Raw genomic sequence first — 22566 nt, 5'->3', positions numbered from 1 at the left:
GTGTTAATTAAAGTATTCGGAGCGGCTGTTCAAGGGATTGATGCAACACTCATCACAATCGAAGTTAACAGCTCGCGCGGCTGTATGTTCTATCTCGTCGGCCTTCCGGATTCTGCGGTCAAAGAAAGCCATCAACGTATTATCTCCGCACTGCTGGTGAATGGTTATAAAATGCCCACTAGCAATATAGTAGTCAATATGGCACCAGCCGACATCCGTAAAGAGGGTTCAGCTTATGACTTGCCTCTTGCCATCGGATTATTAGGAGCTAGCGAAACAATCTCTTCCGAGAAGTTTTCCCACTATTTGCTAATGGGCGAACTAAGTCTGGACGGAAGCATCCAACCTATCAAAGGTGCGCTTCCCATTGCTATCAAAGCTCGCGAGGATGGTTTCGAAGGACTAATCATTCCCCAACAAAACGCACGGGAAGCTGCTGTTGTCAATCAATTAAAAGTATATGGAGTCAGTAATATCAAGGAGGTCGTCGAGTTCTTCAATAATGAACGCGAATTAGAGCCGACTGTTGTCAATACACGGGAAGAATTCTATCAACAGCAGACCAACTGTGACCTGGATTTTGCAGACGTAAAAGGACAAGAGAATGTAAAAAGGGCACTAGAAGTTGCGGCAGCCGGAGGACATAATTTAATAATGGTAGGCGCTCCGGGCAGCGGTAAATCAATGATGGCCAAACGCCTTCCTTCCATTCTTCCTCCTCTTTCACTGGGTGAAAGTTTAGAAACCACCAAGATACATTCAGTTGCCGGACAACTGAAACGCGGGTCCTCATTGATTTCCCAACGTCCATTCCGCGACCCACACCACACAATTTCCCAAGTGGCGATGGTTGGTGGAGGTAGTTTTCCACAACCGGGAGAAATCAGTCTGGCACATAATGGAGTACTTTTTTTAGATGAGTTACCGGAATTCAACCGAGGAGTGCTAGAAGTATTGCGCCAACCATTGGAGGACCGTCAAATCACCATTTCCCGCATCAAAAGCACTATCAGTTATCCGGCCAATCTGATGCTGATCGCATCCATGAATCCATGTCCCTGCGGATATTATAACCATCCGACAAAAGCGTGTGTATGCAGTCCCGGGCAAGTCCAAAAGTACTTGAATAAGATATCCGGTCCATTATTAGACCGGATTGATATTCAAATAGAGATCGTTCCTGTACCTTTTGATAAGATTTCCGATCAAAGGCAGGGAGAACCGAGCAATATCATCCGGCAACGAGTGATAAAAGCCCGTCAACTGCAGGAAAGACGATACACCGAATATGCCGGAATTTATTGCAATGCACAAATGAACAGCAAATTGCTTGCAATGTATGCTCAACCGAATGAGAAAGGACTCGCATTGCTAAAAAACGCAATGGAACGATTCAATTTGTCTGCCCGAGCCTATGACCGGATTTTAAAAGTTGCCCGTACAATCGCTGATTTGGAAGGAGTAGAACAAATACTTCCTAGTCATTTGGCAGAAGCCATCAGCTATCGGAATCTCGACAGAGAGAACTGGGCAGGATAATAATAATGAATAGAAACAGAATAGAATTATTTCATCGATAACACTATCTTTTTTCATATATTTGTTTTACATTTGTGACAAACAAATATGCAATAAATATGAAAACGTCGATAACAAGTCTTTTAATGATATTTTGTTTGAGCATAATGGCTTATGCGCAAACTCCCCAAGACAGAGCCACAGAACTAAAAAAACAAGCACAAAGCAGTCTTAATCAAAAAGATTACATCAAAGCACGTTACTTATTCAAAAAAGCATACGAAGCATTTGCAAGCCGCGAAAACTATCCACAAGCAATAGAATGTGGCGTTCAGGCTAATGCTTTATACGTCAGAGAGAACTTTTACAAAGAGGGATTCGAGCTTTGCCGTGACATGGAGCAGCTTCTATGGACCGGAGAACAGAATAAAAAGAAAGTCTTTTATGACCTGCGTTTCCTTATAAACAAGGAACGATTGCAGATGTACACCGCACTGAAAAATCCCGCACAAGCAAAGACTCAGTTGGATAAACTGGAAGAAATGGCTAATCTTGCAAAGAATGACTCCCTAACGGAGGTACTGTTGTATACAAAAGCCAATTATTACTATACTTTCAACCAAAGTACACAAGGCGATGCCTGTTTCCGCAAACTTATCAACCAATATAAGGAAAAGAAGGACTACGCCAAAGTGAGCGATTGCTACAAGAATCTTATCAATATTGCACGAAAAGGCAATAATGCTCCACTGATGGAACGCACTTACGAAAGTTTCATTGTCTGGACAGACTCGGTAAAAGCATTAACCGCACAAGACGAACTAAATGTACTGAAGAGAAAATATGACGAAAGCCAACTGACCATACAGGAAAAGGACGACTCACTATCTGCCAAGCAATATATAATCATAGGTCTCTGTGTGCTGGCAGTCATATTGGTAGCCGGCCTGGCAATACTGGCTGTGATATTGCTACGATTCATCGCCAACAATCGTAAATTAAAGAAAAGTGTAAAAATTGCCAATGAACATAATGAACTAAAAACCAAATTCATACAGAATATATCTTCGCAAATGGAGCCTACCCTGAATACGCTGGCTACTTCAGCCGAAGAACTGTCACAAAAGGTTCCTCAAGAAGCGGCCCAAATGCAGGGACAAGTCGCAGCTTTGAAGAAATTCAGTGATGACATTCAAGAACTGTCATCTTTGGAAAACTCATTAACCGAGTTTTATGAACTAAGTGAAATCAACGTGGGAACTTTCTGTGAGAATGTGATGGATAAAGTTAAAGAATACATAAAACAGGATGTCACATCTTCAGTCAATGCACCAAAACTTCAGGTAAAGACAAACAAGGAACAATTGGAACGCATTCTTCTCTATTTACTGAAAAATGCCGCTTTCTACACCGACCAGGGTCGTATCAGTCTCGAATTCAAGAAACGGGGAGCGCACACGCACCAATTCATCGTTACGGATACAGGAACTGGAATTCCGGCAGAGCAACAGGAAAATCTCTTCAAACCTTTCACAGAAGTGAAAGACCTGACTACAGGAGATGGACTAGGATTACCGATCTGTTCACTAATTGCTGCCAAGATGAACGGAAGCCTGACACTGGATACGAATTATACGAAAGGAACACGGTTCGTTCTGGAACTTCATGTATAAATTTAGCCAACAGGAAAGCTGTTGTTTCGTTTGATTACTTTTCAAATTGTAAAGTATAGTTATCTTCAACAAAGAATGTTCTAAACGCCAATTTAAGATTTTATAAAAAAACAAACAAATTTCCACATAAACAAATAGTACGTTTTTAATAAACTTTTGAGTAGTTTATTAAGAACGGTATCTGAGTTTATTAAAAACTCTGCCATTGGATTTCCGAGTTTATAAATCCATCTTTTACAACAAAAAGGCTGCAAATTTCATAAAATTTGCAGCCTTTTTGCCTATATCCGGTATATCCTTCCCAATATTTATTAGGGAACACGTCCAGATTTGTTATAATATTATACCATTCAAGTCATCAATTTCATATTCTTTTATCTGTTATTTACAAGGTTTAAGCTCTTTTCCAGACTATAAAGATACAACATTTAAAAGGATTTGTCAAGAGGAACATCCCATAAAATTCATCCCTAATGTATTTATAAGAAATATTGCCCCTCTTCTTTTAATCTTTTGCGTAGAAAACCTACATCAATCTTATGAACATCATTCTTTGTTTGTTTGATAGCATGTACCGCAGCCATTCCGGCAGCTTCACCAGTCACCAGACAAGGTGGCATCACTCGTAAGCTTCCAAAAGCTTCTTCATCAGTAGAAATACAGCGTCCGGCGGTCAATAGATTCTTCATACCTTTAGGAGTCAAGCAACGATAAGGAATTCCATGAGATTCGCCTTTTTTGTAACGCGTCTCTTTATGCCCCGGTTTATGAACATCAATATAGTAACAATTACGTCCGATCTCATCTTCAAATGTTTTACGCTCCAGCCAATCTTGGAAAGTAAACGTATAATCCCCTTCAATCCGACGACTATCTCTAACCCCCAACAAGGAGGCAGTCTTTACAACAAAAGCACTACCAAAAGTTTTAGGCTGAAGTTCTTTCAGTGCCTCCAAGTATTGTTCAGCGATTTGCCTACCGGTAGCCATCGCCCGCGTAGTAGCCCATGGGTCGGTCGAATCAACATTATCAATGTGTCCTGCATTAAATTGTACCACATCCGGACCGATCAGATTACTATTGAAATGTCTGCCTATCAATGGATATTTTCCGGACTTAATCGCGTCAAAGATAGGGCTATTTTTGTTACTCGTATGCAATGAAGGACCTATGAGATTGTAGTTATAGCTATCGACATTAGCAAACGAGAAACACAAAGTAGAACTTTGCAGTATACCATCCTCACCTCCCTTTTTAAATGAAGCACCTGCCCAGGTAGCCACATCTCCATCTCCCGTCGCATCAATAAAGACTTTTGCTTTGAATGCAACAAGCCCGGATTTATTTGCTACGATGATAGCATCTACCGTATCATCAGCTGACATCTCAACAGCAGCAACCCTCGAAAAGAAAAGGACTTTTGCCCCCGATTCAGCGACCATCCGATCGTAAACCTGCATCAAATATTCAGGATTTATATTCACCCAATTCAGTTTTTGCTTTCTCTCATGAGGCACTCCTTTTCTTGATGCCTCGAATATCTTTTCCGCCAAGCCTCGATAAATAATCTTTTCGCCGTCAGAAAACGGACACCATGCCGGAACCATACCTGCTGTTCCCATACCGCCAAGTTGTCCCATTGCCTCAATCAGCAAAGTTTTAGCTCCCTCCCGGGCCGCAGAAATCGCAGCAGTACATCCAGCAGGTCCTCCACCAATTACAATAACATCCCACCGATCATCCACTGCAATCTTGGTATTCTTTAAACGTATCTTGGATTGTGTGGTATTTCCATTCACATTAAGAGCGGGAACTGCAAAAGCAGCAGAAATCAACCCAGCTTTTTTAAGAAAATCTCTTCTTGATGTCATTACAAATTAATTTATTATATTACCTTTCCATAAAAATCTCGGCACGCCCAGGAGTAAATAATTCCCATAAAGAAGCAACAGTCCATCCGGGTGCGAAAATGTCATTATAATATCCTTTGCCATTCTTCCCGTAATCCCAACTGGTATGTTGAACAACTTCCGGATAGTAACCCACTTTGGCAATGCCACACATGTGTCCTTCATAAGGCAATAACTGCCGCATAGAGGTTGAAATCACTTCTGCGAAGTTCGAGAAACGGGATTCTTTATATTCGTTCGATAACCAACGAAGTACATCGGCAAATTCAAATACAAACACATCAATATGATTATTTTCTACCGAAACATTTCCCCAGCCACGTGTTTTCAAACCAATATCACCCAGCATCTGTCCGGGAGCAAAAGGAACATCCCACAAATAATACCACGATAATGCAAAATAAGCGGCTTGCTTCGTCAGATCAGCATAATGCTTATGTTCCTCCCCTTTAGTAACTAATGAAAGATAATAGGTAGCAGTTGCAGCATAAAGTGACGCTTCTTTATCTTCGCAATTCGCATCAAGAGTAGACGAGAAATAATCGGCCTTAGAAATCAGTTCTTTCTCCAAATAATCCGCAGTCCGCTTAGCACTATCCAAGTAACGTTTATCCTTAAAGTATTTATATCCCATGACTAAAGGTAATGTAGCCGAAGGAGTACTTCCTCCGCTTTTATCTACAATCGAAAAGTCATCACGAAACTTTCGTGGAAAACTACCATCAGCATTTTGCAATTGCAGAAACATGTTCAACATGTTTTTCAATCGCTGTTCCCATTCCGGATGCTTACGACCTTTTTCTTTTTCATAAGCCAGGAAATGAAAGATTGCATAAAGCCCTTCTGACTGACGACGGATGCTATGAACAGGATCCTCAAAGTTCTTGTCATAATTTACCGATTCCTTGAGAAAACCTGCTTCCGTGAAACCATTCTTCAAATAACTGTCGAATATTTGGGCGCTGTTAGCCTTCAAATCTTCCCGGTTACATTCCCAACCATATTCCCAGGCATTGAATGCATTCAGAAGAACACGCCCTATAAAACCGACCTCTGCCTGCCCATTACTTGTACACGCATCTGTTCTAAGATGTATGCCCGAATTATATACCAACGGATATTTATCTACAAAACTACTTACAAAGAATTGGCTAAGAGTCTGCTTCATATATTCAACTGAATAGGGAGTATCTACAGGCTTAGGCAAATATGTATCATAACAATATTCCCAAGTATGGCGCACAAAATCAGAGTAATCCTTAGCTTCACCTTCAGTAATTTGCCAAGTCAACAAAATCGTCTCTCCTTTTTTAAGATGCTGATAAGCCGTTACAGCCGGAGCTAATGTCAATTTACGGATATAACTTTTAGGAGCCTCCCGATAAGGAAAACCGAAAGAAAGAGTAGCAACCCCATCCTTATTTTCAAATCCGGTATATCCCAAAGAAGTTTTATCCGAGAGAATAATCTCACCTTCACGATGGGTAGCCAACGTGCTATTTACAAATTTATCCAGTCTGTTGACAGTCATAAAACGTTGTTTCTTCTCACAGAAAATCCCGGTGAGAGGCGCGCTTAACCTGTCTTCACTTACAATCCAACTGTCTGAAGTATGAAATGAAGGGGCTTCCTTGGGCGAACGCAGATTACGCCGATACCAGAACCCCGGCATATAGAATAGGCAATCGTTATGACGGAAATCTGTTGCCACCTGCTGACTGTAATTAAAGTAAATATCTTCCAATGCGGTAATAGACACACTAATACGTAACCCATCATCACCATCTACTATGTTTTGAGACACAGTCAACGGCATCTTTTCCGAATTCTCCAAATAATAAGTGCCGTTATTATTTTGAGACTTCTGAAAAGTCAATGGATAACGCTTCGCGTCATTCCCTGGAACTTTCAAGAAAATAGATGCAGAAATCGATTCCGGCACATTATTAAAAGCTCTAGCAATAGTAGCACATGCTACAAAAGCCATCCCACAAAGTAAATATTTCAAACTCATATAAAACATTAATGTGAATCAGCCCGCCTGATTCTATTTGTACTAAATTGTTAAGGCAAAGTTAAAGAACATCCTCCACATTGAATAAAACAAATTGGGCTATAAATAAAAAAAATTATCCAATTTGGCAAAAATCCCCTCCAAAGCCTCAACTAGAGCTCCATACAGAAACGATTATTTTTCCATAAGGGCAGCAGCACACCACAAATAAGGTCCCTGTCCATGAAAATCACCAGTGCGACACGGACGGTCATAATAGTATTGTTTGCTATTCTTTTTATTCGTTCCTACACAGACATTGCCCACCTGATTTTTTTCATTGAGATATGGCACTAAAGCCATCCACGCCTTTCGGGTAGCCGGAGCATAAGCTTCTGCATCTAACCATCCATTTTGAACCCCCTTAATAAAGGCAAAAGTGAACATTGCTGAACCAGAAGTTTCAGTCCAACAATCAGACTTGTCAATCAATTGATTCCAAAGTCCTTCCGGATTCTGATACTTTTTAAGGCTCTCCATCATTTTGAGATAGCCTTCCATAATGCGTGCACGATCTTTATGTTTTTTAGGCAGGCACTGAAGCAACTCCGCCATACCGGCAGCCATCCAGCCATTTCCACGCCCCCAATAATAAGGCACATCCGGGGCATGATAGAAAAGGCCATTCGGACGTTGTAACTCATCCAAGTACATCACCATCTCCTTAGCAGCACGGTCAATATATTTCTTATCCTTCGTTACTTTATAGGCACGTGTCTGTACAATGGTAATCATATACATATCATCAATCCATAAACGTGTTTGCCAAGAATAACCTTTTTCCGCCCATTCCTTTTCATGCGGTTTCACATTTCTCGGAAGCTCCCACTGCGAATCGGCATAAGGCAAACCTAAATAACGATATTTCAGATCCTTCGTCACCAAATAGAATTCGAGAGGAAGACTACCGAACATATTCAAATCAACATGATTCATAATAGGTTGTAAAATCTTCTCTTCGGTAAACAAGAAATCAAACTTTTCTTGTAAACGTTGAATAAGCTCCTTGTCTTTCGCTCCATCAGCATATCGCAAGGCGCCACTCCAATAGAAGGTTTCTGGATAGCCAATCCATTTACCAACATGAAGCGCGTGTTTTTCTGTTAAAAAGCGATATGCTATTCGTTTGCCTATCTCTTCTGGGGTATATCCTTCAGGAAAGTCCTTCAGTAAACTTTTCTGAGCAAACATCAATTGAAAAGGAATCAAAAATAACAAAATCAAGAATTTCTTACTCATAATATTTTTCTTTATCTATTCAACAATATATCTTTCAGTTCAACATTATATCCATCTACCCGCAAAAGCAGTTTATCAACTCCCTCCTTACAATCTACCTGAAAACAAACTTCTTTAGATTCTCCTGGCATCAGATAAAAGTATCCATCATCAAAATAAGCCGGACGAACAGCCGCATCAGTTTTTGCATCCCTTAATGTCAATGCTATTGCAGCGGCCAAGTATTGTCCCGGATTTTTCACAATAAGCCTGCCTTCATAATGATTAGTCTTTTTCGTGAAGTTCTTCACCGAAACATTTACCGAAGAAACTGGTAAATTAGCCAAGACCTTTCCGTCCCATTCCTTCTGATTGAGCCAATAAACATTATCATCCAGCAACTTTCCGTTATTAGTTGTCAACACCAACTTTACCCAGCAGAAATCAGGAAGTCCTTTTATATCATCCAACTGTGTTACAGAAGTCAGCGCATTGGCTGTCACTTGTCCTACCTTATGTTGTAAAGAGCGTATTTTTTTGCCTACTTTATCATAAACAGTAACTCCTACCTTCAAATCTCGATATTCTTTCAGTGTAGTATTAATAATATCCACTTTATGTTGACTATTAAGGCTCATCTGAATATGAAGAGGACGACATGCTTTTTGCGCGCCATAATAAGCACCAGCTGTTTCCCCATTCGAACTGTAGTTCTGCCAAACCATACTGGGCCATGCAGGATGGCTCATCCACAATAATACCCCGGAAGCATCATTCCACATCTTACTGTTCCATGCTTCAAAAATGGCCCGATGGCTTTCGTAATTAATCAATTGTGCTTTCTTGCAGAAATCATCCAAGTTATCAGAACGTCCTAGTTTACGATCCACCCCTTCCTTATAAAGCTCACTAAAAGTCTTACTACCATATCTATGATTATGCCAGTCATGGTAATACCAAACATCACTAATGGGCCATGTATCCTCTTCCGCCATAAACTCACGAACAGTTTCAGCCGTAGGCAGAGAAGGAGTACCCACTTCCGAACGAAATCCTCCAGCTAAAGAACGGTAGTACCAGCCTGCATCAAACTGATAACGCCAAGGTCCGCTTCCTGAACTATTCAATGAACGGGAATTTCCTGTATAATGCCTGCTGCCATCTTCTTTAGCTAAAGTAGCGGCCAACATGTACTCAAGTTCATTCGGAGCAAAACCCTCATTACGTGCACACCATAAAGCGATGGAAGGGTGATTACGGAAACGACGTACCGTTTCAGTCACATTCTTTATGAACAGGCAATTATCTAATGGATTAAGATTAAATCCGTCTGTTGAAAGCCAAAAATCATTCATCACTAACATTCCGTATTCATCGCAAAGCTCATAAAATACTTCTTCCGTACTCTCACCCGTCCAGTTACGAATCATATTATAATTCATATTCTTATGCAACTTCAAGGCAGGTTCCAATCGTTCCCGGGAAACACGCTTCATACCGTCATCCATGCCCCAGTTACCTCCTTTACAATAGATTCGTTGTCCGTTCACCTTTATAACCATGTATTCTTTCATCAGTGAATCCTTTATCAACTCTATTCCCTGTGAAGAAACCGGTTTCAATAAATTGGGGACAAACTCTCCATCATAATTCGTATAGCGGACCTTACTATCCGTTTTTTTACGTTTCACAGCATCAAAAACGGGTTTTCCATCCTGCAAAGCAGCAGTTGGATTATAGTTCAACCGCACCACAGGAGAGTTATCCTCATACGCAGACAATTCATATTCCAACTCACGGATACCGATACGCATTTTTTTGACATCAAGAGTATCTTTATTGGGTGATATCAGGCTCAAAGATGCTTTATATAAATATTGTTCTCCATATCCATTCGGCCACCAAAGACGTGGATTCTTCATTTGCAGTTCCTTACATTCGTGAGGAGTAAGTTTAATCATCCTTTTTTCATTTGCATTCAAAGAAACCGGATAAACAGCAGACACATCTCCTATATTAAAATGTAAATTGGCAGTACAAGTCGTTTTAGAAGAATTATAAATCTCCGTCTGAACGATAAAATTGACTGATGTAGTGTCAGGTAAAGGCAGATCCGTAATTACATGCGTATCAACAATTTCCAGTTCATTTCCAAATTTGATTCTGACATCCTGCCAAATACCCATGTTCCGGTCGCGTATGCCGGGAATCCAATCCCAGCCTTCTGAAGAGATAAAAGTAGGACCGTCTAAGCACAATGCTCCACCATTGGGGCCGATTCCTTCTTTCTTATTTGCTTCGTGAGGAATACCGGGATTGTTAGGCGGAAGAATACGGATGGCCAACAGGTTCTTCTTATCATAATCCACCCAAGGAGTTATATCAAAAATACCTCGCTCAAAAGCACCAACCATTGTTCCTAATAGTTGATGATTGAACCAGATCTCCGCTTTATAATTGATTCCATTCAGAATCAACTTCACTTTTTCTCCCTTCTTACTACGAGGAATACTAAAAGAATTGCGATACCACCAGTCCATCCGGCAAAGCGTATCAGGAATCAATAAATTGTTAAGCCCCCAATAGGGATCAGGGTATACGCCCTGATCCACCAACGTAGTTAATACTGTACCGGGAACTGTTGCCGAATACCATTCGCTTGTACCTAAATCTTGTGCAAATACCGTTTTTTCAGCTGCTCTAGCTTTATATCCTTCTATCATTTCCCAGCCTTTGGAGAGTTGGTACTCCCAATCGGAAAGCGGACTCAATTCTTCGGGCTCTACCACTTTTTTTTTAGGCTTAGCTGTCTGAAATGAATGTTTTGAATGAGGTATCACTTCGGAACTCTGTTTACGAGATAAACCAAAATTCCATTTTAGTTTTTGTGGATAAATGCATTCTGTAGAAGCACACAGAAAAACAATTACACAAGCAAGATATGTATTCAGCCTTATTCTCATCGTCTTATAATCTACTATTTTGTTTTCAATTTCTTCACATCATCACATACCGCTACCGCCACCTGTGAATCCGCACAACCATAATAGAGGTATAGTTTCTTCTTGTGATAAACAAGTCCCTCGATAAATACTGTTCCGTCCTTGTACTGTCCGCTCTTCTCAAAAGGAGCTTCGGGAGCAAAGAAAGGCTTATCCAAACGGTCTAATACTTTATAGGGATCGTTACCATCCAATAAAAGCTGTCCGGCACAATAAGCATTGCCAGGATAGTTAGCATCTCCAGTTTTACCGCTATTCTTACCATTATACACGAGAACAATGCCATGCTTAGTACGAATAGCCGGAGGGCCACATTCTGTCAACAAACTATCAAAATGTCCTTTACGAGGTTGTATGATTTTCATCAGTTCATTCTTCTCATCCAAAACCGGATACCAGTCAATCAGGTTATCAGAAGTAGCAGCATATATAGCATGTTCTCCCCAATACATGAAATACTTGCCATTAACTTTGTCTATGACCAATTGATTTCCTTTCAATTTTGTTAAAATAGACCCCGATTTACAGAAAAGGTTATTAAATCGACCATTATAGGCTTTATCAAAGGCAAGCCCGTGTTTTGTCCAGTTCTTCAGGTCTCGGGAAGTAGCTACTGCAAGGCGTGCTTTTTTCCGATTCCATGCTGTGTAGAGCATCACATACAGTCCGTCTTCGGTCATAGCCACACGAGGATCTTCACAACCACCCGGCCAATCTTGATCTTTAAAATTATCTTCAGCAGGAAAAAGAACAGGATTATCAAGCCTTTTCATCTCAATCCCATCCTTGCTTTCAGCATAACCAACACGTGAGGTTCTTTTACCTATACCTTGGGCCGAATTATCTTCTGCACGATAAAGCACGACAATCTTCCCATCTTTTACAGTAGCAGCAGGGTTAAAAGTGTCACTTTCCTCCCACTTAACTTGCTGCTTACGCATCGGGCAATAAAACTCTGTAGGCTGCGGTGATATGACAGGATTAACTCCTTCAGGACGCAAGAATGGCCCGATCACCCAATTATTATCCTGTTTCTCCTGATTAGTATCTAAAGAAGGCGCATTGGTAAATCCACATGCAGATAATATACCAACTATGCCAATGATAAGTTTCAGTTTCATCTTAGTTCTCTTTTATAGTTAAAAATGTTTTTTATCACGTAATTGATTCTACACTCCTGATATAAAGAATGTAGAACCAATTCACAACCTTACTCTTATTACTTTAGTTTATATTCTTGCTTATTTATATTCCAACCTTTCAGTGCCAATACAGCGCCGTCTTTCAGCTTTCCTTTTGCAGTCTCAATAGTCACCGTTTTCTTTTCACCCGGCATCAGGGAGAAAAAATTATCTGTATAGAATGACGGACGTATCGGACTCATCTTTGAATTCAGGAATTGCAGCTGATTAAAGAAAGCAATCTGCCCGGAGGTATTTCTCAAAGTAATATCTACAAAGTAGTTGTTATTATCTTCTCTTACTTTATAGGCAAGTTTCACTTTTGCCTGTTTTAGTTTACTCAAATCTTCAAAACCTGAAGCAGCCGGACCGGTCAAAGTCTTGCTTCCTTCATATTTGTCATTAGAACGCCAATAGAAATTAGAAGAAACATCTTTTCCCTTTTCATCTTTCAGAATCAGTTTAATAAAGTGAACTTGAGATATATTTTCCGGGAAACGAATAGTCAACGCATCGTTTACCACTCCATCCGAGGGTAGATTAACCACTGCTGATTCCTCAAAAACTTTCTTGCTGTTAATATCGTAAACCTGTGCTATCACTTTATAATCCTTAAATTCACGATAATAATCATTCACTACAGACACTGTATTTTTCAGATAGTCAAACTGTGCATGTAATGGTTCTAAAGAGTTAGCAGTATGATAAAGGGATGCTGTCGGTTCCAAAGACCAGTCCCACATACGGGAAGCTACTTGAGGCATAGAGCAGTTATGATACCAGAACAGGAGACCGGAACAGAAACGATCACCATAATCCAGTTTATTATAGTTCCATACTTCCCAAATACTCTTCGAATTAATTGCTCCCAGCAGTTGTCCTTTCTGCGCAAACTCATCGATTGATGATGATTTTCCGTAGTTATTCACCAAGTCTGTATACATAGTACTCATCAAATGGAAACCATTTCCATCCAGATAATCCCATACTTCCTTATTGATAGGCCAAAGGTCTTTTTCATCCATCATTTCCCGAAGGATTTCCACAGTCGGAAGAGTAGGCGCACCATATTCCGGGTTAAATCCATCTACACGACTTCCTCTGGGAGATGCCGTATTTTCATAATGTTGCATCGGATTTACTTGTTTGTAAGGACTGCCATCGTGAACTCCTTCACATTCGGACTGCATCTGGAATCCACGTGTGCCATCCAATTTATTCAGTAATTCAGGAGTACCTGTGACTTCCGTACTTTCATTGGAAGCAACGTAATAAGCCAAAGAAGGATGATTGCGAATGCGCTTTACTGTAGATTCTACATTGCTCATATAGACAGCCTTGTCATGTGGATGACGAGTGTCACCAGTCATCCAGAATTCTTGCCATACCAACAGTCCCAGTTCATCACACAACTGGAAGAAATAATCAGATTCTGCAATACCACCTCCCCACATTCTTAAAAGGTTGACACCGGACTGACGGGAGTAGCGCAATTCAGCATAGGTACGCTCATCCGAAGTTCTCAACATGGCTTCCGGTATCCAGTTGGTACCACGAATAAACAATCGTTTACCATTCACATAAAAGACACGTGATTTATCTGGAGTCTTTCTATCCGAAACAATTTCTCGAATACCAAATCTTGTTTTCACTGAATCACATTCTTTACCATCAACTGACACTGTCAGCTTTAGGTCATATAAGTTTTGTGGCCCTTTATTGACAGGCCACCAAAGTTTTGGAGAGTTGATGATAAGCTGCGGAAACTCTTCAGGAGAAAAGGTAGCTATCTTTTCTTCTCCACGCATCAGTCGGAAAGTCTTTTCGAAAGTGATATTCTCACCCACAATTTCACCCTTTACCTTGCAACTGATTACCCGGTTACTGGTTGATGGATTGATAATTTCAACTGATACAGTCTCACGAGCCTGATCATAATCGGGTTTTCGCAATTCAGATTTAACAAAAGGATGACGCAATGCTACTCTACCTGTAGCATAGAGAGAAATATTTTTCCATATACCTGTGTTACGGTCACGGATACCGTCCATAAAGGTAAAGTCCCAACCTACTGTCATCAACATGGTAGTATTCAAACCAATATTGCCATTTCCACCATTATGGAACTCACCAGCTGCCCCCCAAGATTTAGGCTTCGCACTTCCGGGGACATCTACCGGATAAACTTTAATAGCCAATCCATTGCTTTCCCCAATTTTCACAAAATCCGTAACATCAATATAATCCTGAATGAACATGCCGTTTATCGTGCTCAACAAGTTACCATTCACCCATACTTCTGCCCGGTAGTTGATACCATCCAACTGTAACCAGACAGTTTTTCCTTTGAATGATTGAGGAACTGTAAAATCTGTACGGAACCAGTAGGTATAAAAATCACGTCCGGTTTCAGAGATATCCGGTATCAATTTAGATTCAATCTTATTATTGATTCCATAATAAGGCTCCGGGTATTTTTGGTTATACACCAAAGAATTTAGAACTGTTCCGGGAACGATAGCCGGCATCCAATTTGCCGTTGCATAATTGGATAATGAAATCTTTTCTCCGGGGTCTGTTGCATCTCCAGCTTTAATCATTTTCCACTGGTAATCACCCTGATGACCAATTTCAGAATCAAGCCAGATGCGTTGTGCATTTCCGACATTGTTCTTCTCATTTTGTGCTGTCACTACTGCAGCAAAAAGTAATAATAAAATCGGAAAAAAGGTTTTAGCAATGTTGTGCATATTCGTACGTTACAATTTATTGGTTTATATAATCTTAAAAGTCTAAAACGGATGAGGACAAAAATAGTGTTTTCTACCTGTCCGATATGCTAAAAACAAGTCAATAAATGAAATTTCAGTCCCAAACTACTTTATACAGCCTATTTGAAGGTTGTTTAGCAACAGGCGAAAAGACTTTGGTTAATCATTGGTCTATCCATTACAAATAGTTGGCATGTCAGCTATTTATAGTTGAATTCTCGGGTATTAATACCCTACGCGACAGGTACTAATACCCGAGACCTCAACAATTAGCAGTCTGGAGACTACTAATTCCGATACATCGTTCTGTCATTTCGTAAAGACAAATTCTGTCCGTAATCCCCGGTGGTCAAACACTTCTTCAAAAGGTCCCCAATTAGGAAGAACAATATCCGACGTTTCTGTATTCTCTCCTATTACCTGGCAACTTTTCACATCCGTGTTGGGAGACAAAGTATAAAGAGTGAGATCCAAACGATCCTTGGTGTCCTTCTCACTCGGGCGCGGCGTCCACGTGAATCCCGGATGTGTCACAGGATCTGGATGTATCGTCCGGTAGGCATCACCTTTTATACCGCCTTCCCACAGAGAACGAGTAGTAGGCCACTGAACAACGTAAGAAGCAAGACCTGCCGACAGGGCACCTTCCGTCCAGTCAAGCCATGACGGTTCATTGAAGTCACCCGAAAGGCAAACAAAAGGAGTGGTAGACGAATTGAAGTCCTCCAGCAGCTTGTCCACCATGCCCTGACGGGCTTCTTTATTGACTTTTACTACATAGTCGACATCGTCCGTAGCTTCATATCCTTTATACTCGATACCGTTCAACTGATAAGGACCGTAAGGATAGAAAGCACCGTGACAGTTCATCACTAACACGATAATACCTTCACCCAAATCGATATAGACACCGTATTTGTTCGGTGTAATCCCCGAGAAAGGATAGCGCGATATAATGCTGCATTTCCCCTGTCCATTGTTGGAGTGAGTATGCACGTAAAGCCCCTGTGCTTGTATATCAGATTCGGAAAGTTTGCTGCATTCCTGTGCGCAAAGCACATCCACATCAATTTTATTGAAGTAATCCAATACAACGGAAGTGTTTTTTCCCCATAAGTTTTGCGTAGCAAGTTTCAGTGTCTTGGGTGCTACACGTGTTGCCCAAGTAGCAACAACTTTTCCGTTTGCATTAGCAGACATTTCAATATAGTAAGTCTTTCCACTACCTACATTCAGCGCAAGCCCCACTGGTACCGTTACCCGCACATCCTGTTCTCCAGAAATTGGATGAGTGATATGCAACGTAGCATTCACTCCAAAGGTTCCGGCACACATATCTGGAAGCATATAGCATACATCCTCTTGGGGCACATACTGATAGGTCTTTCGAATTACTACCGGAAGATTCTCATATTCACTGTAATACTGAGGTTCGATATGGGCATAAGGAACAGAAGAGGCGGCATCCGCAAAAGTCACGGAATTCACCGTAATATCCGAAGCAGTTTGCGAATCCTTTTGCAAAACGATCTTAGATGCACGCGGAGCAAGAGTAACCTGCACCGATGCAGACGCAGCAGCTACACGAAGTGTACCATCTTTTTCATTACCTCTACTGACAAGCATCGCCATCGGATCAGCTAACGGCAATTGAGGAACATATGCATCTAAATCCCAATAAGTCTTACCAGAAGTCAACTCTGGAAATTTATCGGCTGTAGTACACAAAAACAAGAATCGATAAACGATGCCTTTAGTTACAGAAACCTTTATTTCATTTGCTGCATCCCCTATACTTCCTGTCCTGTCAAACAGATAGTTATATTGGTCATCAAAACAGAATATTTTCCATTTCATTCCGTCCAAAGACACAGAAGACCTAGTGGGGAACATCGTTAACCCTCCCTCCATGTTCAGACTGAAACGTATTTCTTTTGTGTCATCCTCCTTCTGTACATCACTTACATATCCTTCAGCACAAGCCGTGAATAAGCTAGAAATCATTAGAAGAATCACAAATAAAGTATTCTTTAGCATTATCTTACAATTTAATCATTGAATATATATCCTTTCGAGAGCCCACACAGTTATTCCCAGCCAGCTTTATCACGAATACATCTGTAGGGGATTCCGTAATCCTTCTTCACATCCCAATTATTATAATCATAGAATGTCTTGTCTTTTATAGAGAGATCTTTCTCATTGATATTCAACCAAGCCACGCTTGGCCAAGTGCCATAACAAGCTAAATCTTTCACATTAGGAGTAGCTTTATTGTATGGATATCCCGCCAATATACGCAAATCGGTAGCCTCACCGTCTGCCTCGGACCAACAGTAAGTATATATAGACTCCATTACTTGTGACTTGAGATGCTCTCCTACCCACAAAATATACTCTTTGGCCTCTACATTGTTCAATGCTGTCCAGCCCTCGGGACAAAGATTCTTCGCCCCTTCATTACCCGTCTTACCTTTCATAGGAGTATCAAACGTAAACCCTTCATTTCCACAGAAATACGCCTTATCCACAGTGTTATGCACAAGATACGTAGACTGACGACAATGTACCGGTGAATAAAGTTTCTCCCCTCTTGACAAACAAGGCAGCGGAGTGCCCGGATACGGATCGACAAACCCGATGGCCAGCAGATTCTCGTCTGTAACAGCTCCGCTAAGATGTGTGATAGCAAACTGGCTTGTCTTCACAGGATGTGCAGTCACCGTATAAACAATCTCATGACGATAAAGACCACTACCTGCATTTTTAGTAGATGAAGAAATAGTAAGCCATGCAGGCAAACTTCCGTCATACGCAGCGTCCAATGCTGCTGAGCTATAATCTGTAACAACACGTTTTATAGTATATGGCATTGTAGCATCAGCTGCAATCTTTACATAAGTCCCTTTAATCTCTGTACCAGCAATGATAGTAGCTTTGTCATCCATTACGGAGATTCCGTCCTCAATCGTTACCCAATCAATTGAAGTTCCGTCTTTCCATTCTTCTACTGAAATATCAAAGCCTGTAGAACCAGCTATCTTTTTCGTATTAAGCTGATAGAGATAGTTAGCCTCCACATTAATATCAGCAGTAAGATTAAGATAAAGAGTCGGACCTTCTGTATTGGTATTGGCAAGTTTAGTGGTAGCCCATACTACTGTTTTTTCATTCTGCTCAAGAGTTGAAGTCAACTGAGTCGGATAAAGATAGAAACTTTTCCCATCATTAGCTAAATCAGCTACCGGTATTTCCAGAACATCAGCTGATATATTGCCTGCACTACCACTTACATCACCTATGAATCCTTGAGTGTATCTATTCTTAATATATACTTTATCGATCACTAATCCCGATTCTGTTGGATCATTCAGCAAATCAAATCTAGCTACACGTCTTTTAAGTTTTACATCAACCTGATTGTCGGAAGATTCTACATCGGTAACTGTTACATACTCCTTACCATCTGTTTTGACATTAGACATAACAAATGGAGGATTCAATTTACCACTCTCCGCAACAGTCTTACTATTTAGCAGTTCATCGATTGTATTTGCTCCACTCATATTAGGAAAGTTGTTCTCATCCTCACTCTCCACAATGATAAATCTCTTTTCTCCTCCAGTCGAAGAAGTTAATTCTACAGTATATGACCTTGTATCACCGTTTGCACCCACAGAAGCAGCTTCATAATTTAAGACATACCTTTGTTCATACTTACCTTCTTTGCTAAATTGATAAAAAGCTATTTTGTCATTAGTGCCTCCATTTTCGTCACCTACACCTACTGCCTTGGTAAGGAATGCAACCGGAGTATGCAAGTTAAATGTGATTTTTCCTTTGCCAGAAGGCTGGGGATCATCAGAGATCGGGGTTTCATCACTTTTCGAGCAACCGACTAATAAAACGGTTGAGAATAAAGCTAGACATATATAAATATTCTTTAGAATCGTTCGTTTTTTCATGATAATGCCATTTCAATCTAGTTCCAAATCTTTAAATTAATAGTTATAAAGAGGTTGATTCAAAGCACAATTTGAGCCAACCTCTTTATCATTTGTCAAGTATCACTTAATCCCATTGAATTTGTTGATCTTCATCCGGAATCAACGTATTCAGGTCACGTTGCATATTCAGGGTACCTTCCACTGTATATTTCAACCTATTGCCTGGGCTGAGTGTATAATCTTCAAATGTATAAGCTAAATAAAGTGTAATATAAATATGCTTTAAATACGGTTTTACAGCATCATATTCCTCTACTACAGTATAATAAGGCTGTTCATATTCAACATTTCCGATTTTACCATTTAATTCCTTAAAATTATTCCCCTCCGTTCCTCCATTATCTGTCCAAAGTCTCAATTTATATTTCAAAGGAGTAATTTTTTCCTTTGTAAACTCCATATACAATTTATAGCATTTGCGATCTATATAATCCACATCTCTAAGTCCCATATAGACAAATACCGTATTATCATCATGTACATAGGCCTTGTGATTAGTCACCGTAAAAGGGTCCTTTTGCCCTTCCAAAGTAATCTTAAATTGACTCCCATCATACGTGCCTGAATAATCATTGAATGGAATAACATTTAACAAAGCTTTCCGATAATGTAAGCGGTCATTCGATTGATAATCATATGAAGGATCATCTACTATTGTCAATGGCAAAATATATTTATCTGACATATCCAACGAATTAGCGTTATTTTCACCTCCTAAAGTGAAATTAATAGGTAAAGTAGCTACATACTCACCAGCAGGAATATCCACAGTTTCCGGCATCGTATAATACTGTTGATCTAACATCTGGTAATAAAGTTCCGAACGACGTTCACCAAAACGTTCCAGATTCAAGGTTTTCAGAGTATCCGGATCTAGAGCTACATGTACAGTTCTAACATTTGTATTCATTGTAGATCCACTAAGGAGTAATGGAAGATTATATGTAACCATACCATCTGGCTTATAACGTACATACGTAGAACTTACTCCCTCACCATTTATCGTAGCTTTAAAAGAGACCAGCTGCTTAAACTGTTCATCTTCCCATTCATTGTTGCACGAAGTACAGCATATCGCTAGCATTGCAACCAAAAATAAATTATATATCTTTTTCATTTTATACATATAAATAAGTTATGAGATTTATTCTGGGTCTCTCCATCCTGGATTCTGAGTCATCAACAGGTTCCGTTTCATTATATAATGATGAATCGGCCAGAACCACATTTTAGTAGAGAACATCGTTGGCATTGAAGTCGTTTCTACTGGAGTATGGAACCCTGCAGGATCTTCTTTACTGATATAAATATTACATCCATACATAGGAACTGATTCCTCTACCGGCGCATCACACCAACGACGAATATCAAAGAAACGATGCCCCTCCGCAAACAATTCAATCTGACGTTCCCGCTTAATCTTAATACGAAATTTATCAGGACTATCATACACATTATAATCTGGTAACCCTGCACGGATACGGATTGGTTGAACCCCTTTCTTCAATTCTTCTGTTGTACGTGTTATAGTATGCATTTTTTCTCCATTCCATGAAGGGATCTCATATGTACCTTGCACCTCATTCAGTGCTTCCGCATAATTCAGCAAAATCTCTGCATAACGGATATCCGGAGCATATTTAGCCTCAATGCGACTTGCATCGTATGCTTTATCTGCATCTGACAAGTCGTTTGGATGCACAAACTTTTTAATCCCAATACCAGTATTAAGCCAGTTAGTTCCTATTTTATAACCATCTGATTCGCCTCTGTAATAGAAAATCTGTACATCTTTTTCCTCCTTTTGGTTTATGTCGGCATTTAACATATGCCAAACACTTCCATTATAAGCTACCGATGCATAGAAACGAGGTTCGCGACCTGCATATTGTTTAGAAACGCCAACTCCTTTTGCCCCTAATTCTGGATACTTACTCAATTCGTCTTTCGTTACTACCTCAGTTGGTCGAGGATCATTGTTATAACGACTGGGGTCTGTATATCCTTCCATTCCTGCATACATTGAGTTCATACCTGGACAATCACTACCATCTTTCATATAATAGGCATCACATTGCTTCTGAGTCATGCCGTGACAATTGTATCCTCCCCCCTGTGAACGAGGTAATTGGTGGATAACCATCACTTTTATATTTTCCGCTCCCTGATTAGTCCCCCTAGTAAATATGATCTCAGAGTTTCCATAGGCAGAGACTTCTCCGTCAAACAATGCACGGTAGGATTTAAATGGGTCAATATTTTGCCAACCTTTAGGCCAAGGGTTAGAATGGAAAGTTCCTTCATCGTCCGGAGGAGTAATAGTTGCAGGGTCAGATAAACTTGAACCTCCTTCACTTTTATAAGCAACATACAGTTGATATTTGCCTAACTCTATTACATCTTTTGCAGCAGCTGCCGCTATAGCCCATTTCCGTTCATCATAAGTATCAGACAACAGTTTTTTTCCACTCTTGTCCACCAATGCAGCAATCACCTCTGCAGGAGCTTTTCCATTAAATAGGGGACTAGCAGCGTATAACAACACTCTGGAACGGAGACTCAAAGCTGCTCCACGAGTAGGACGTACTATATCTTGTGGACCTCGTGCCTCCTCTAGCAACATAGCAGCTTTTACTAATTCATTAGAAATGTAATCAACACATTCATCATATGAATTCCTCGGATAGGCAATCTCGTCATATTCTTTCGTATAGTCAATACCCTCATCTGGCAAAATAGGGACAGGACCAAACGAACGAATCAACATCCAATAACAATATGCCCGCAAAAAATGCGCTTGTCCTTTCATATCGGCAATTTCTGGTTCGGAAAACTCCTTATTCATGTCTATGTTATTAAGGAAAACAGACAAATGACGAATTCCTTGATAAGCAGGTTGCCAAATATATAGACTATTCCCAGTCCCCAATCCTTTTTCTGTATAATTACCACTCTTCCAATCTACATAATTCAAATCACCATAATACATGTCGTCTGCAAAATTGAAAGACGTATTTTTCTTACTATTCACCTGCTGGAGATAATCATGTTTCAAGTAAGTATAGCCACGCGCCAACCATTCATTTGTATAATCTTTACTCTGAAACACTTGTTCTATAGACATACGTTCATCAAAAATGTAGTCCGAATCCAAATAATCACGACATCCGACAATAGTGGTACCCAGCCCTACTACCAAACACAAAGTTATAATATATTTTTTCATATTTACA

Annotated in this window: 12 protein-coding genes; 2 read left to right on the top strand and 10 right to left on the bottom strand. The window is 40.2% G+C overall.

Annotation, left to right across the window (positions count from 1 at the left end):
• The gene (locus tag KSX81_RS13505; protein WP_138274387.1) at positions 1–1539 is read left to right on the top strand and encodes a YifB family Mg chelatase-like AAA ATPase; all 1539 of its coding nucleotides are present in this window, start codon (positions 1–3) and stop codon (positions 1537–1539) included.
• 125 nt (positions 1540–1664) lie between these two features.
• Positions 1665–3191: a sensor histidine kinase gene (locus KSX81_RS13500; protein WP_370445263.1), complete on the top strand. Its 1527-nt coding sequence runs from the start codon at positions 1665–1667 to the stop codon at positions 3189–3191.
• A 479-nt stretch (positions 3192–3670) separates the two neighbouring features.
• On the opposite strand, the gene KSX81_RS13495 is transcribed toward KSX81_RS13500, so the two are convergent.
• The 10 genes from KSX81_RS13495 to KSX81_RS13450 all read right to left on the bottom strand — a co-directional run bounded on the left by KSX81_RS13495 (position 3671) and on the right by KSX81_RS13450 (position 22559).
• The gene (locus KSX81_RS13495; RefSeq protein ID WP_004296560.1) at positions 3671–5062 is read right to left on the bottom strand and encodes an FAD-dependent oxidoreductase; all 1392 of its coding nucleotides are present in this window, start codon (positions 5060–5062) and stop codon (positions 3671–3673) included.
• A gap of 19 nt (positions 5063–5081) precedes the next feature.
• Positions 5082–7115: a hypothetical protein gene (locus KSX81_RS13490; protein ID WP_052587852.1), complete on the bottom strand. Its 2034-nt coding sequence runs from the start codon at positions 7113–7115 to the stop codon at positions 5082–5084.
• A gap of 174 nt (positions 7116–7289) precedes the next feature.
• Positions 7290–8393, bottom strand: coding sequence for a glycoside hydrolase family 105 protein (locus KSX81_RS13485; RefSeq protein WP_059365520.1), 1104 nt, complete (start codon positions 8391–8393; stop codon positions 7290–7292).
• 11 nt (positions 8394–8404) lie between these two features.
• Positions 8405–11335: a glycoside hydrolase family 2 protein gene (locus KSX81_RS13480; protein WP_004296564.1), complete on the bottom strand. Its 2931-nt coding sequence runs from the start codon at positions 11333–11335 to the stop codon at positions 8405–8407.
• 14 nt (positions 11336–11349) lie between these two features.
• The gene (locus tag KSX81_RS13475) at positions 11350–12495 is read right to left on the bottom strand and encodes a glycoside hydrolase family 130 protein (RefSeq protein WP_004296565.1); all 1146 of its coding nucleotides are present in this window, start codon (positions 12493–12495) and stop codon (positions 11350–11352) included.
• Between the two features lie 98 nt (positions 12496–12593).
• Positions 12594–15305: a glycoside hydrolase family 2 protein gene (locus KSX81_RS13470; RefSeq protein ID WP_128858342.1), complete on the bottom strand. Its 2712-nt coding sequence runs from the start codon at positions 15303–15305 to the stop codon at positions 12594–12596.
• A gap of 330 nt (positions 15306–15635) precedes the next feature.
• On the bottom strand, positions 15636–17330 hold the full coding sequence (locus tag KSX81_RS13465) for an endonuclease/exonuclease/phosphatase family protein (RefSeq protein WP_254888182.1): 1695 nt from the start codon (positions 17328–17330) through the stop codon (positions 15636–15638).
• 83 nt (positions 17331–17413) lie between these two features.
• A complete protein-coding gene (locus tag KSX81_RS13460; protein ID WP_217725981.1) occupies positions 17414–19291 on the bottom strand; it encodes a hypothetical protein in 1878 nt (625 codons plus the stop codon).
• Positions 19292–19397: 106 nt separating this feature from the next.
• Positions 19398–20459: a DUF4973 domain-containing protein gene (locus tag KSX81_RS13455; RefSeq protein WP_004302545.1), complete on the bottom strand. Its 1062-nt coding sequence runs from the start codon at positions 20457–20459 to the stop codon at positions 19398–19400.
• Between the two features lie 18 nt (positions 20460–20477).
• Complete coding sequence (locus KSX81_RS13450; RefSeq protein ID WP_217725982.1) at positions 20478–22559, bottom strand: RagB/SusD family nutrient uptake outer membrane protein; 2082 nt, start codon at positions 22557–22559, stop codon at positions 20478–20480.
• Positions 22560–22566: the final 7 nt, after the last annotated feature.

Source organism: Bacteroides sp. MSK.18.37 (assembly GCF_019129155.2).
Classification (GTDB): domain Bacteria; phylum Bacteroidota; class Bacteroidia; order Bacteroidales; family Bacteroidaceae; genus Bacteroides; species Bacteroides ovatus.
Note: the sequence above shows the minus strand (reverse complement) of the source record. Positions and strands in the feature narration are given on the sequence as shown.

Coding starts and splice junctions, on each gene's coding strand:
- KSX81_RS13485 (WP_059365520.1), bottom strand. CDS start 8,393: ATGAGTAAGAAATTCTTGATTTTGTTATTTTTGATTCCTTTTCAATTG.
- KSX81_RS13490 (WP_052587852.1), bottom strand. CDS start 7,115: ATGAGTTTGAAATATTTACTTTGTGGGATGGCTTTTGTAGCATGTGCT.
- KSX81_RS13470 (WP_128858342.1), bottom strand. CDS start 15,305: ATGCACAACATTGCTAAAACCTTTTTTCCGATTTTATTATTACTTTTT.
- KSX81_RS13455 (WP_004302545.1), bottom strand. CDS start 20,459: ATGTATAAAATGAAAAAGATATATAATTTATTTTTGGTTGCAATGCTA.
- KSX81_RS13465 (WP_254888182.1), bottom strand. CDS start 17,330: ATGATTTCTAGCTTATTCACGGCTTGTGCTGAAGGATATGTAAGTGAT.
- KSX81_RS13495 (WP_004296560.1), bottom strand. CDS start 5,062: ATGACATCAAGAAGAGATTTTCTTAAAAAAGCTGGGTTGATTTCTGCT.
- KSX81_RS13450 (WP_217725982.1), bottom strand. CDS start 22,559: ATGAAAAAATATATTATAACTTTGTGTTTGGTAGTAGGGCTGGGTACC.
- KSX81_RS13500 (WP_370445263.1), top strand. CDS start 1,665: ATGATATTTTGTTTGAGCATAATGGCTTATGCGCAAACTCCCCAAGAC.
- KSX81_RS13480 (WP_004296564.1), bottom strand. CDS start 11,335: ATGAGAATAAGGCTGAATACATATCTTGCTTGTGTAATTGTTTTTCTG.
- KSX81_RS13475 (WP_004296565.1), bottom strand. CDS start 12,495: ATGAAACTGAAACTTATCATTGGCATAGTTGGTATATTATCTGCATGT.
- KSX81_RS13460 (WP_217725981.1), bottom strand. CDS start 19,291: ATGAAAAAACGAACGATTCTAAAGAATATTTATATATGTCTAGCTTTA.